Below are 14,244 nucleotides of genomic sequence, written 5' to 3'. Positions count from 1 at the left end.
TTATGCAGAAACAAGATGTCTCTTTTTGGGAAGAAGTGGAGCAAAGGCTGATTCAAGAATTCGGCAGTCATACATATAAATTCTGGATAGAACCTCTTGAAGTTAAAGTCCTCTCTGAAAACACAATGGAGCTTATTGTGCCCAATATGTTCTTCAGCAATTGGATCCAAGAAAGATATATGGATAAAATTCTTTTTTTCTTAAAAGAGACTACTGGGGTAGAATTCAAAATTAAGCTTTCTATTAAAGAGCCGAGCAAAGGAGCTGAAAAGAAAGACTTAGCGCTAAGCCATAAAGATGCGCCAAAAAACACAACGCGATTAATATCCAAAAAAATATTGGAGAAGCTTAACCCTAAGAATACGTTTGAAGAGTTTGTGGTTGGAGAATGCAATAAACTTGCACACGCTGCAACTTTTGCAATTACCTTGTCGCCTGCAAAAGCTTACAATCCGTTGTTTCTATATGGCGGGGTAGGTCTGGGGAAAACCCACCTGCTCCATGCTATGGGCCATGGAATTATTGATCGCTATCCCGATTTCAAAGTCCACTATATATCATCTGAAGAGTTTACTAACCAGCTTATAGGAGCAATACAAAATAGAAGTACTGCAAAGTTTAGAGAACGCTATCGCAGTGTTGATCTTTTATTAATAGACGATATACAATTTTTAGCAGGCAAGACAGGGATGCAAGAAGAGTTTTTTCATACCTTCAACGCGCTTTATGACTCCCACAAACAGATAGTAATCTCTAGCGACCGCTCACCTAAAGAGATCCCGGACCTAGAAGAACGGTTGGTCTCGCGGTTTCATTGGGGATTAGTTGTTGATGTACAAAAACCGGACTATGAAACTCGTATGGCAATCTTAAAGAAAAAAGTAATGCATGCAAAACTATTAATACCGGAAGATGTTATCTCTTATATTGCAGAGAAAATATCTTCAAATATCCGGGAGTTAGAAGGTGCATTGCTTAGAGTAGTGGCACACTCTACTTTAATAGAAGAGAAGATTAATATTGCTTTGGCAAAAAAAGTATTACAAGATATGGTAGAAGAGGAAGAGGGCAGGATATCAATACCTTATATTCAAAATAAAGTGGCACAATTTTTTGATTTATCAGTCGAAGACTTAAAGAGTAAGTCGCGTAAAAAAAATATTGTACTACCGCGTCAAATAGCAATATTTTTTGCTAGAAAATATACTGATTTATCTCTAAACGATGTAGGTCAAGCTTTTGGGGGCCGAGATCACACTACAATTATGCATGCAATACAAAAAATAAAACAGAGTAGAGAGTCTGATTTAAAGAATATTGTGGATAACTTGGAGCATAAAATAGATAAAAACCTGTAGTTTAGCTGTGGATAACCTGTGGATATGTGGATAGTTAATAGTAAAACATGGTTAACAAAAGGTTGTACACTTTTAAATAACATATAGTTGTGGATGAATAGTTGGCTTAACTTATAATTGTTTTATTAGTTTTCCACTTTTCAACAACCACTACTACAGACTACTATCTTAAAAGAAACTACTATTAAAGAGTATGTAGATAAAGGAGGTTTTATGAAGATACGTGTAGATCGAGCAGAGATAACCCAACACTTACAAGATGTAATAGCAGCAATACCTACAAGATCAACATTACCAATTCTATCCAATCTATTATTAGAAGCAAAAGACAATAAACTATTTATCACAGCTACAGATCTTGAGATATGTATTAGAAAAAAAATAACCGTGGAGGTAATACAACCGGGTAAGATTACGGCTCTAGGAAAAAAATTTTACGACATATTAAAAGAGATACCATCTGACGATATATTAATAGAAGAGACAAAAAATTTTGGAGTCGTATTAAGAGGAGAAAAATGTTATTTTAAACTATTAGGTTTTTCACCTCAGGAGTATCCTGATATTCCAAAAATAGAAGGTAAAAGTTTTAAAATAGATGCAAAAAAACTTGCTTCAATGATATCGAAGACTTATTTTGCTTGTTCAAAAGAAGAGACAAGGTATGTTTTAAACGGCATCCTGTTTGATTTTAATGAAGACTCTTTAAAGCTTGTAGCAAGTGACGGCAGAAGACTTGCACTCTGTCAGGAGAGCATTAAAACAGGATGGTCAGGGAAATATATAGTTCCTCAAAAAGCAGTATCGGAGTTATTAAAAATGAGCGAAAAATCAGAAAATAATTTAACTATAAGTCTCTCCGAGAAAAACAACCAAATAGCATTCTCTTTACCCGGTACAGAACTAATTACACGCCTTATAGAGGGGGACTTTCCTAATTATGAGGAGGTAATACCTCTAGAGAGCAATAATAGATTAAAAATAAATACAAAAGATTTTTTTCAAGCCATCAAGAGAGCCAATCTTATGACAACAACTGAATCAGTTGCCATTAAGTTCGAGGTTTATAAAGATAAGGTTGTAATATCAAAAGTGACTCCCGAATTAGGGGAGGGACGTGAAGAGCTAGAAGCAGACTATAAAGGAGAGGAAACAATAATAGGTTTTAATCCTCAATATTTATTGGATATTTTGAAAAACATAGATCAGAGCGAGGTAATATTTGAATTAAACGGAGTGGATAAGCCTGGAATCATTAGGCTGGGATCTACTTATCTCTATCTCGTTTTGCCTATGCAGTTAATATAAAAAATGAGTGATAACCCTTTAGAGCAAGAACTGAAAAGTGTTTTAGAGGAGATTCAAAATAAAAACACAGAAGGCGGTAAAATAATTGCAGCCTGGAACAAGATTGCGGAGAGTTTTGTAGAACACGCAAAGCCAGGTGCATTAAACAAGAGAGTTCTTTATATAGATGTCGATGATAGCGATTGGATGTATGTTTGTTCTCTAAAAATAGAACAGATTAAAGAGGGATTGGCAGATTTTTTTAAACAGGGAATTATAGAGGAGATAAAATTCAGAGTGGGAAGATGAAAGAAAAAGAAGAGTCTAAAAAAAAGCAGCAAAAAGAGAAGTATGACGCAACTAACATCCAGGTTTTAGAAGGCATTGCAGCTGTTAGGAAAAGACCTGCTATGTATATCGGTGATACCTCTATACGTGGTTTGCACCATCTGGTGTATGAAGTAGTTGACAATAGTATAGACGAGGCGATGGGGGGGTATTGCGACAATATTAAGGTTCGCATACAGACCGATGGCAGTATTACAATTATAGATAATGGTAGAGGTATTCCTGTTGATAGACATAAAACAGAGAAGAAAGCTGCTTTAGAGGTTGTCTTAACTACTCTCCACGCTGGCGGTAAGTTTGATGCCAGGGTTTATAAGGTTTCAGGCGGCTTACATGGTGTTGGCGTCTCCGTGGTCAACGCTTTATCAGAGTGGCTGGAGGCGGAGATTAGAAGAGACGGCAAGGTTTATCATCAGAGGTACGAGCATGGTAAACCAACAACAAAGCTGACTACGATAGGAAATAGTAAGAAAACCGGAACCAAAATTACATTTGCACCTGGTCCAGATATTTTTAAAGAGACTACAGAATTTAAATTCGACATTATTGCCAACAGATTAAGAGAATTAGCTTTTCTTAATAAAGGCTTAAAGATCATATTAGAAGATGAAAGAACAAGTCAAGATGTAGAGTTTATGTTTAAAGGAGGTATTGTCAGCTTTGTAGAATATCTCTCTAAAAACAAAAATGCTTTACATGGTAAGCCTGTTTATTTTGAAACTAAAAAAGACACCCTTATTCTTGAGGTTGCTTTATTGTATCACGATGGTTATAACGAAAATATTTTCTCTTTTGTTAACAATATTAATACTATCGAAGGAGGAACGCATGTCTCAGGGTTTCGCTCAGCTTTAACTAGAACAATCAATAGCTATATCAGAAGCAAAGGGATGATTAAAGATGATGAGACTTTACCTTCAGGAGACGATGTACGAGAAGGATTAATTGCAGTAATCAGCGTGAAAATCCCCGATCCTCAATTTGAAGGCCAGACTAAAACCAAACTAGGTAATAGTGATATCCAGGGTATTGTAGAGTCTATGATAAATGAGCATTTAGGCGGGTTTTTTGAAGAGAATCCTTCTACAGCAAAGAAGATTGTCGCTAAAGCAGTGCTTGCTTCTCGAGCGAGGAACGCTGCGCGTAAGGCTAGAGAATTAGCACGGAGAAAAGGTGCATTAGATATAGCCGGAGGTTTACCTGGCAAGCTTGCAGATTGTTCTGAAAAAGATCCTCGACTTTGTGAGATTTACCTTGTAGAGGGAGATTCTGCTGGCGGCTCAGCCCGACAGGCGAGGGATAGAAAATTTCAGGCCATCTTGCCTTTAAAAGGTAAGATTCTCAATGTAGAAAAAGCGCGCTTAGATAGAGTTTTAAAGAGTAATGAGATTCAAATTATCATCAGTGCTTTAGGCAGCGGCATTGAAGATGAGTTTAACATTGAAAAACTGCGCTACCATCGCATAATTCTTATGTGTGATGCAGATGTCGACGGTTCTCATATCAGAACCTTAATTTTGACATTTTTTTACAGAAAAATGCTTGCCTTGCTTGAAAACGGACACATATATATTGCACAGCCGCCGCTCTATAGGATTAAAAAAGGGCAGCGTGAAAAATATATTCAAACCGAAGATGAGATGGCCCAGTTTGTTTTAGAGCTTGGCATGGAAGGGTATACTTTAGATGCAAAAAACAGTAAGAAAGTTTCTGGAAATAAACTGTTAAGCCTCTTGCTTCTTCTTGTTGAGATCAGGCGGATTACCAAATTAATTCAAAAGCGCGGCATCGATGCAAGAGACTACATTAAGCATTGGGATAGCAGCAAAGAGACTCTGCCGCTTTATAGGGTAAGATTTAAAAAAGAAGAGCAACTGTTATCTACAGATGAAGAGCTTAGTGCATACATTGCTTCATTAGAAAAAAAATTAAAGAGAGATATTGAATTTGATATCGAAGAAAAGAATTTCTCTAATACAGGAGGTTTGGAGGTCATAGAAATCTGGGAAGAGATGGATCTTGCAAAACAGCTAAAACAGCTTATCAAGGTCGGGTTCAGTCCTCAAGACTATTTTAAATCTGCCCAAGAAAAGACTCAAAGCAAAGCGCCTTTTGTGTTAAAAAACAATGAAACAACAGAGCTTTTTTCTTTACAGGAGCTGTTAGAAAATATCGAAAGTCAGGGTAAGCGAGGTTTGCAGATACAGCGTTACAAAGGTTTAGGCGAGATGAACCCTAGCCAGCTTTGGGAGACCACTATGGATCCCGATGTCCGGACCTTAGTGCAGGTATCCATAGAAGATGCCGTGGAAGCGGATAATATTTTTACTACACTTATGGGTGATCAGGTTGAACCCCGGAGGAATTTTATCCAGGAACATGCTCACGAGATAAGATATTTAGATGTATAGCTTTTAAAAAGAGAGGAAAGATATGTACGCTAGAGAGCAGAATATAAAACACGTAGATATTAAAGATGAGATGAAAGCCTCTTATCTGAGTTACGCAATGAGCGTAATTGTGGGAAGGGCTTTACCAGATGCAAGAGACGGGCTTAAGCCTGTTCATAGAAGAATACTGTTTGCTATGAAAGAGTTGGGCTTAGAGTCTAATAAACCTTACAAAAAATCCGCTCGTATAGTCGGAGAGGTTTTAGGTAAATACCATCCCCATGGTGATACAGCTGTTTACGATTCTTTAGTACGTATGGCGCAGAGCTTCTCTATGCGTTATCCTCTCATAAATGGCCAAGGTAACTTTGGCTCTGTAGACGGTGATTCGGCAGCGGCAATGCGGTATACCGAAGCTAAGCTTGCGGCGATATCCGGAGAGCTGCTTGCTGATATTGAAAAGGATACAGTGGATTTTAAGCCCAATTTTGACGAAAGCTTAGAAGAGCCCACCATCCTACCGAGCAGAGCTCCTAACCTTCTTATCAACGGTTCTTCAGGTATTGCTGTTGGTATGGCAACAAACATACCGCCTCATAATTTAACAGAGGTTATCAACGGAACAATTGCTTATATAGACAACCCTGATATTGCTATAACAGAGTTAACAGAATATATTCCTGGGCCTGATTTTCCAACAGGTGGGATATTATATGGCAGCGAAGGGTTAAGAGACGCTTATAACCAAGGTAAAGGGATTATTAAGATCCGTGCTCGAGCTGCGGTTGAGCAGCTTAAAGGAAATAAAAAAGCTATTATTGTCAAAGAGATACCTTATCAAGTAAACAAGTCTAACCTCATAGAACAGATTGCTGACATGGTCAAAGAGAAGAGAATAGAGGGCATATCTGACCTAAGAGATGAGTCTGACAAAGAAGGTATTCGCATTATGATAGAACTTAAAAAGGATCAACATTCTGAAGTTGTTCTGAATCAACTTTACAAACATACTCAGATGGAAGTCTCTTTTGGAATTATTTTACTTGCCCTTGTGAACAATAGGCCACAAGTCTTAACGCTGAAACAATTGATTGCAGAGTTTGTTCAACATAGAAAAGAGGTTGTAGTTAGAAGGACAAAATTTGAACTTGTCAAAGCAGAGAGACGAGCACATATAGTAGAAGGGCTAAAACTGGCCTTGGCAAACATTGATAAAGTTATCGCTTTAATTAAAAAGGCTAAAAATACGCAAGATGCAAAAGAGAGCCTGGTTGAAAACCTTAAACTAACAGAGATACAGGCCCAAGCTATATTGGAGATGCAGCTTCAAAGATTAACACGCTTAGAGGTAGGCAAACTAGAGGCAGAATATTTAGAGCTTATAAAGAAGATAGAATATTTTAAAAGTTTACTTAATAGCGATAAGAAGATTATGGAAGTAATAAAAGAAGAACTTAAAGAGGTGCAAGATAAGTATGGCGACGAGAGAATGAGCGATATCGTAGAAGAGGTTAAGGAGATTAAAGTTGAAGATTTAATCGCGGAAGAGGATATGGTTGTTACAGTATCCAATCTGGGCTATATAAAGAGACAGTCTATCTCTTTATATAAAAGTCAGCGGCGCGGAGGTAAAGGTGTGATAGGGATGGATCTTAAAGAGGGTGATTTCGTCAATCAACTGTTTATTGCCTCTACCCATGATTACATGCTTTTCTTGACCAATAGCGGCAGACTTTATTGGTTAAAAGTACATGAAATACCTGCTGCCAGCCATACGGCTCGGGGTAAAGCCGTTGTCAATATCTTAAGTTTAAACAGCGAAGAGCTGGTCACTGCTTTTATCCCTGTTAGAGATTTTGATTCCGACCAATTTCTTGTTTTAGCTACAGCTTTTGGTGTTGTCAAAAAGATGAAGTTAAGTGATTTTAAAAGACCACGCAAGGGCGGGGTGAACGCTATCTTCTTAAGAAGCAAAGACTCTCTTATCTGCGCCAAAATCAGCGATGGTAAAGACAATGTCTTTTTGGCGACGAAGAACGGAAAATCTATATGCTTTGTAGAAAAGCAGCTTAGGTCAACTGGGCGCAGCGCTCAGGGAGTTAAAGGTATTTCGCTGGCTCAGGGAGATCAAGTAGTCAGCATGTGTTGCGTTAAAGAAGAGGATAGCATTTTAACAGTTGCCGAGGAAGGATTTGGCAAAAGAACAGCCGTGAAGGCTTATAGGATACAATCTCGCGCTGGTAAAGGTGTAATAAATATGAAACTGCCCACCAAGACAGGTAAGGTTATAGGGGCAGAGATCGTGAGTGATCAAGACGACATCGTTTTGATGACTCAAAGCGGACAGGTGGTTAGAACTTCCGTAAAAGATATTAGGGAGATAGGCAGAAGCACTTCGGGGGTGCGCATTGTCCGGACGGCCGACAAGGATCGAGTTGTCTCTTTTGCTAAGGTTATTAAAGAAGATGAGTAAGGTTTTTAGAGGTAGTAACTTTAAAAAATAGAGAGTTATTTGCAAAATCGAGATAAAGTGGTAAACTTAATAAAGTGGTATTTAAGTAGAAAAGAAGTCCCCATCGTCTAGCGGCCTAGGACAACGGCCTTTCGAGTCGTCGGCGCCGGTTCAAACCCGGCTGGGGACGTGTTAATATTAGCGGCAAGATAAGGAGCGGGTAAAAAGGGGGGTACTGGTAAAAATGTGCGGTATAGTTGGCTATTTAGGCAAGAAAGATGCTCTTAAGATTCTTGAAAAAGGTTTAGAGCGCTTAGAATATAGAGGCTATGATTCTGCCGGCATATCTGTATTGAATAACGGAAGATTTCAAACCGTCAAAAAGCCTGGCAAGGTTGAAGTATTAAAAGAAAATCTCAAATCATTAGATATGAAGGGCGGCTTAGGTTTAGGGCATACACGCTGGGCTACTCATGGTGAGGTCAACGAGTGTAATGCTCACCCTCATTTGGACTGTAAAGAAGAGATTGTCATTGTGCATAATGGTATTATTGAAAACTACCAAAAGCTTAAAACCGAACTTTTGAAAAATGGCCACAAGTTTAGATCAGATACAGATACTGAGGTTATAGCGCATCTTATAGAGGAGTATTATGCAGATGATTTAGAAGAGGCCGTGCGGCAGGTTTTGCCAAGACTGGAGGGCAGCTATGCTTTAATGGTAGTTTCTGAGAGAGAGCCGGATAAAATTATTGCCGCCAGAATGTTAAGCCCTTTACTTCTGGGCATAGGTAAAGATGGTTACTATCTTGCCTCAGATGCAACAGCGTTAATAGATGAGGCCCAGCTCGTCATATATCTGGACGATGGAGAGATGGCAATAGTAAAAGAAGACGGCTTTTCTATTAAAGATTTTAACGGTAAAGAGAGGCTTAAAAATCCTTCAGAGTTAAAATTGGCTACATCTCTAGCTAGCAAAAATGGATTTTCGCATTTTATGCTTAAAGAGATATACGAACAGCCTGAGGTAGTAAAAAATATTATTAAACATTATATAAGCCAGGATCAGGTTGAATTGCCGATCAAAGATAGCTTTTTTGAGGATATAAAGCGGATTGTAATAGTTGCCTGCGGTACAGCCTACCATGCAGGCCTAATTGCCGAATACTTAATAGAGGATATGGCAGGTATAGCAGTTACTGTAGACACCTCAAGTGAGTTTCGGTATAGAAATCCAGTGCCTGAAGAGCAGACGCTTTTTATATCTATATCCCAATCGGGTGAGACTGCAGATACATTAGCCAGCTTGCGCCTTGCTAAGGAGTTTAATTTTAAAACGCTCTCTTTGGTTAACGTGGAGAGCTCAACTATTGCCAGAGAATCCGATCAAGTGCTCTATACTGTTGCCGGGCCTGAGATAGGCGTGGCCTCGACTAAAGCATATTTGGCTCAGATTATGGTCTTACAGCTCTTAGCTTTAAAGTTAGCCAGCTTGCGCTTTGCTAAGGACGCCGGATTTTTAAAGAGCTATATACAGGACTTGAAAAAGGTGCCGCTCTATTTAGAGAAGATAATTGCCGAAAAAGATAGCATCCAAAATTTAGCGTTAGAGCTGTATCAATCTTCAAATTTTCTATACTTAGCTCGAGGAATCAATTACCCCAATGCTTTAGAGGGGGCCTTAAAACTGAAAGAGATATCTTATATTCATGCTGAAGGATATCCAGGTGGGGAGATGAAGCATGGTCCGATAGCTTTAATTGAAGAACAGCTCCCAGTGGTGGTCATATCTGTTGCAGGTAAAGTGCGGGATAAGATGCTATCTAATATGCTTGAGATAAAAGCTAGAAAAGGGAAACTGATAGGACTTATAACAGAGGATGATTTAGAAACAGAATCAATCTGTTTCAGAACGCTTAAAATGCCCAAGATACGAGAATCTCTCACAGTGCTGCTTACTCCGCTGCCGCTGCAGTTTTTAGCGTATTTTATTGCGCTTAAAAAGGGCTGCGATGTTGATAAGCCTCGTAATCTTGCAAAGAGCGTAACTGTAGAATAATCTTTTATTTCAAATGTCCAGCAAAGGAAGACTCTATTTGGTCGGAACTCCTATTGGGAATTTAGGGGATATTACCCTTAGAGCCCTTGAGATTCTTAAAGAGGTAGAGGTTGTTCTATGTGAAGATACGCGTAGAGCTCAAAAATTATTCCATCGATATAGCATAGATACTCCGAGAGTCTCTTTTCACGATTTCAATAAAGAGCAGAAGACCCCAGCTGTTTTAAAAAAGATAGAGGAGGGCGCTACCTATGCTCTTATTTCCGATGCGGGTACTCCTGGGATCTCAGATCCCGGGTTCTATCTTGTAAAAGAGGCGTTAAAATGCAGTATAGATATTGTACCTATACCTGGCCCCAGCGCCTTTTTAACTGCATTAGTAGCTTCAGGTCTAGCTACAGATAGATTTACTTTTGAAGGATTTCTACCTCGCAAGAGCGGTAAAAGAAAGCAGAGACTTGAAGCTTTAAGAGAGGATTCTAGGACTATCATATTTTATGAAAGTCCTCACAGGATAGAAAAACTATTAAGAGATGTTTTAGCTGTAATGGGCGATAGAGATCTCTGCTTAGCCAGAGAGTTAACAAAGATTTATGAAGAGTTGCTACGTTGTAAAACATCAGAACTCCTAAAGCGTATAGAGTGCAATCAAGTTAAATTAAAGGGCGAGATGGTTGTATTGTTAAATGGTAATAGAGGTTTGTAAAATCTCTATGCAGATGTTAGAATATTGATGAGGTTATTATGGGAATAAAAAACAGCGTGTTTGTTACTGTTTTAGCTCTATGCTCTCTATGCTTTGCTGAAGAAAACCAGAGCATCGTCTTCACTTTACCTCAAGCCATTATAGTTAATCCTGAACTTCACCAAGAGTATCCTGATTTCGATTTTAAATCCAAGGTTGCATATAGTTTTGACTTTCTTTTTCAGGAAGACTCTAAAAGATGGATTACGACCAAGATAGGCTCTTTGGGTTTTATGACTGCCGGCATTGATAGAGAGAGCAGAGTTCTAAGTATAAGCTATTTCTCTTTACCTAGGCGCATGCCGGAGTGTGAGATATTTTTACCTCAGGAGATGCCTGGCGAAGAAGCCAAAGACTATGCTCTAGAGATGGTAGTTTTGCCGAGTAAAAAAGGGCCTAGGTCTTTAGATATTCAGATTGGGTTAAAAGACAAAAGCCGCTCTAAAATATTAAATGCAAAACTTAAGGGCCCTACGCTTATCTTAATACCTTTGGTCCTTTTTGAGATTAAGGCAATTGCGGACATAGAGAGCATCAAAATAGTTGTACCTAAAGGCAGTGATCGTGATGGCATAGGCAGTTACTCCATCAAGGAACCGCGGATTGTGGTAAAACAATGAGAAAGTCTATATGTATAATAATTATCTCTACAATGTTCTATAGCTGTACTAATGTAGCTGGTGGCTTTTCAAAGCCTAAAGAGCAGGCCTTTATCTTGCAGGATTTTAATGCAGATGAATATAAGGGCGGAGCATGGGAGGCGGTATCTGATGATAAGCAGGTGAGTTTCAAAGCTGAGCTCCAAGATCGCATCCGAATAGGAGAAGAAGGTCAAGCCATAGCTCTTGATTATGATTTTAGGTCTGGAGCAGATCTTGTAGGAGGCTTGTGGTTAGATGTTTCAGAGCATGATTTTAGCGGATATGACTTACTCGGGTTTTGGATTAAAGGAGAGTCAACGCTAGGGTTTTCTAAAATAGTAGGGATCACAATAGAAGATAAATTTGGTAATAGAGTCACAAAGATGAGCTCTCAAATCTCTGGTGAGTGGGGTAAGGTAGAGATGTCGCTAAATAGTCTAAAAGATAAAAAATTCTCTAATATAGTAGAAATAAACATATTTATAGATAAACGATATACCAGTATAGAAGCGGGACGTTGCTATATAGATGATTTTTATCTAAAATAAGATGCTCTTATTTGCTTTTTAGTAAAAGATATGGTATAAATGCATCATGAACAAGAAAAAAGACTTTTTAAAAGAATTAATTTTTGGCCTAATAACGGTATCTATCTGTTGTATGTTCTCTGCGGATGTAAACGCCTATGGTGGTTCAGGGGAAGAGGAGCCTATGGGTGTGTCATCGCCTAGTTCAGCCGCGGAGGTTTACGCCGACGCTGTTGCATTATCTCTTGCAGAGCTAGAAAGTAGAGAGGAGAACATAAGGAGTTTATTGATAGGAAAAAAATCAGGGGAACAGGTGCGCAGTAGCTATCAAAATTTAAGCGCATCGTTACAGATGATTGCTTACACAAGAAATAGAACCAGAGAGTTTGAAAAAATGCGCATCGATCAATTTTTTGCTCCAATCAAGGCTGCTGGTCCTAGTAGAAGCGTGGGTAAGAATGGGGCAATATCTTTTAATGGAACAAATGCAGAGATTGCAAAACGGCTTATCGAGAAGTATGCGACACAACAAAAAGGTGTTACAGATAAAGATATAGAAGAGGCTTTAAAAAGAATAGCAGAGACATCTGGTCAGCATGAGAAAAAAAAGTTTTCAATAACTTTTAATCACAGCATATCAAACGATAAACTTGGCGGCCCGGACACATTGATACCAATACAGGTTGCATTAAGAGATGAAGAGAAACATTTTATGGATTGGACATTTTCTAAAACAAGTAGGCCTACATATGCGCAGGATGATGATAACCCAGAAATAGAGTTTGTTGTATATAAAGATAGTTATAATTATGTAAAGAATCTTGAAAATGCAGGTCAGTGGTGGGGGGTTAATAATAAAGAATCCAATGCATTTGGCTATGTGGTTAAATTGTATCAGGAGATAGAAAATTTAGAGACAGGAGTTATTACAAATTTTTATCAAAATGTTTTGGAGATGGATTTTAATCTGAGAGAGACTAGAAGTTATCATAGAAAAGTTACTGAATCTTTGCTTGGAGAATATACTCGTAGTTATGAAGAGACTGTTGATATAAAAGAGTTTTATTTATCTGTCAATGAAGATGGCGATATAGAATATATGCCTCAAGTACTTGAAATAACACGCTTTAACGATGATCAATCTCCTGATTTAATTACTACATCTCTTCAATATTATCAATACGATGAATTTGATAGAGCGTCGGAGATTTTAAGCGTTTCTCATATAGAATCCAAAGATGGAACGGTAAGTTATAATACAATTTCCATAAGTAAAATATTAGAATATGATCCTTTGACTAAGCTTGCTACCATAGAATCGGTGAATTTTAGCCTGACTTTAGGCGAAGGTTCACTTGAAGATGCGATACAATATGGGCAGGTAATGTGGCGTGCTTTTCAAGACGAAGAGGTTGCAAGAATTTTAGGTGATATAACATCAGAAAAATTTGCCAACGCAGTCCAGGAGATTACAGAACAAGTTATAAATCAAGGCATGGACTATGAGGCAGCCCGTACCAATGTTCTTGCTCAATATTGGTCAGCGAGTGATAATAATAATCTTCAAGTTCAGAATGCCCCTGTCTTCTACCCAGAAGCCATTGATATTTAATCTTGAAAATTGTAGCATTATAAGCCGCCGTTTGTTAAGATAGCAACTATGAACATATATTTTCTGAAGCGAGTTTCGATCCTCAGAGTTAGCTTTCTGTTTTTGGTTATCATGTTCTTACAGTCCTCTATATCCTTTGCGCAGGGTAATGAAAATAGTTGGGATTATAGTTTAGGGAGTGAATACGGTAAATCTGCGTATACGCCTTTGAAGAAGATAGAGAGCGAAGTCTATCATTTTCCTTACATGGCTCCTCAGCAGGCAGGAGATATTGTATCACCCATGGGCAGCGATTTTTATCTCTACATAATGCCGGAATCTATTTTTGGAATCGAGACAATCGAGTTAGAATTTGAGGAGGGTGTTTCTGAAATTGAACATGCAGTTGATGTGGCGAGGATTGCAAGGGAGATAGAAGAGGCGCTACCTTTAATTCTTAAAGATGCTGCAAATAGACAGAGAGAGGATCTGCCTGCGCATAAATACGGCCTTAGGATTAAGGTGCAGACAAAAGAAGATGTATTTATTAGCGAAGAAGAAAAAACCGAACAGGATATTCAAGAAGAGAGTAAGACTCCTGAAGAACGAGAAATAGATGTATTGATAAGTATAATCTTTGGGCAAAACAAGATAGTCATAAAAATCCCTCCCCTGAAAGATCCCAAGGAAAAAGAAAGACTGATAAAAGAGCTTGAACGTGTTGCTCATATCCTTGCAAGGCAGGACTATTTAATCGACATAAATCAGGTTTCAGACTAATATCTGCAGTTCAATCCCTTTGTTTGCGGCATTTTCTACTTGACAATAGAAGCTATTTTTGAGAAA

At 38.4% G+C, this 14,244-nt stretch carries 11 protein-coding genes and 1 tRNA gene; all 12 read left to right on the top strand.

Annotated elements, in window-relative coordinates:
• Positions 1-2: 2 nt before the first annotated feature.
• Entirely contained in the window at positions 3-1,358 is a 1,356-nt protein-coding gene (dnaA, locus tag P9X27_00135; GenBank protein ID MDP8252800.1) for a chromosomal replication initiator protein DnaA, read from the top strand.
• Positions 1,359-1,571: 213 nt separating this feature from the next.
• Positions 1,572-2,666 (top strand): DNA polymerase III subunit beta, encoded by a 1,095-nt coding sequence (gene dnaN, locus P9X27_00130; GenBank protein MDP8252799.1) that lies wholly within the window; start codon positions 1,572-1,574, stop codon positions 2,664-2,666.
• 3 nt (positions 2,667-2,669) lie between these two features.
• On the top strand, positions 2,670-2,954 hold the full coding sequence (locus P9X27_00125) for a DciA family protein (GenBank protein MDP8252798.1): 285 nt from the start codon (positions 2,670-2,672) through the stop codon (positions 2,952-2,954).
• The gene (gene gyrB / locus P9X27_00120) at positions 2,951-5,404 is read left to right on the top strand and encodes a DNA topoisomerase (ATP-hydrolyzing) subunit B (GenBank protein MDP8252797.1); all 2,454 of its coding nucleotides are present in this window, start codon (positions 2,951-2,953) and stop codon (positions 5,402-5,404) included. Before P9X27_00125 ends, gyrB begins: the two co-directional genes overlap by 4 nt.
• Before the next feature lie 22 nt (positions 5,405-5,426).
• Positions 5,427-7,856, top strand: a complete 2,430-nt coding sequence (gene gyrA, locus P9X27_00115) for a DNA gyrase subunit A (GenBank protein ID MDP8252796.1) — start codon at positions 5,427-5,429, stop codon at positions 7,854-7,856.
• Between the two features lie 96 nt (positions 7,857-7,952).
• Positions 7,953-8,025, top strand: a tRNA-Glu gene (locus P9X27_00110).
• Between the two features lie 54 nt (positions 8,026-8,079).
• Positions 8,080-9,894, top strand: a complete 1,815-nt coding sequence (glmS, locus tag P9X27_00105; GenBank protein MDP8252795.1) for a glutamine--fructose-6-phosphate transaminase (isomerizing) — start codon at positions 8,080-8,082, stop codon at positions 9,892-9,894.
• Positions 9,895-9,907: 13 nt separating this feature from the next.
• Positions 9,908-10,600, top strand: coding sequence for a 16S rRNA (cytidine(1402)-2'-O)-methyltransferase (rsmI, locus tag P9X27_00100; GenBank protein MDP8252794.1), 693 nt, complete (start codon positions 9,908-9,910; stop codon positions 10,598-10,600).
• A gap of 38 nt (positions 10,601-10,638) precedes the next feature.
• The gene (locus P9X27_00095; GenBank protein MDP8252793.1) at positions 10,639-11,259 is read left to right on the top strand and encodes a hypothetical protein; all 621 of its coding nucleotides are present in this window, start codon (positions 10,639-10,641) and stop codon (positions 11,257-11,259) included.
• Positions 11,256-11,828 carry a carbohydrate binding domain-containing protein gene (locus P9X27_00090; GenBank protein ID MDP8252792.1) on the top strand — a complete coding sequence of 191 codons (573 nt, stop codon included), beginning with the start codon at positions 11,256-11,258 and terminating at the stop codon, positions 11,826-11,828. The genes P9X27_00095 and P9X27_00090 overlap by 4 nt, the downstream gene beginning before the upstream one ends.
• Positions 11,829-11,874: 46 nt before the next feature.
• Positions 11,875-13,419: a hypothetical protein gene (locus P9X27_00085; GenBank protein ID MDP8252791.1), complete on the top strand. Its 1,545-nt coding sequence runs from the start codon at positions 11,875-11,877 to the stop codon at positions 13,417-13,419.
• A gap of 111 nt (positions 13,420-13,530) precedes the next feature.
• Positions 13,531-14,178 carry a hypothetical protein gene (locus P9X27_00080; protein MDP8252790.1) on the top strand — a complete coding sequence of 216 codons (648 nt, stop codon included), beginning with the start codon at positions 13,531-13,533 and terminating at the stop codon, positions 14,176-14,178.
• Positions 14,179-14,244: the final 66 nt, after the last annotated feature.

The organism is Candidatus Kaelpia aquatica (genome assembly GCA_030765335.1).
GTDB classification, from domain to species: Bacteria; Omnitrophota; Gorgyraeia; order Kaelpiales; family Kaelpiaceae; genus Kaelpia; species Kaelpia aquatica.
The sequence above is the reverse complement of the archived record's forward strand: the minus strand, read 5'-3'. Positions and strand labels throughout refer to the sequence as shown.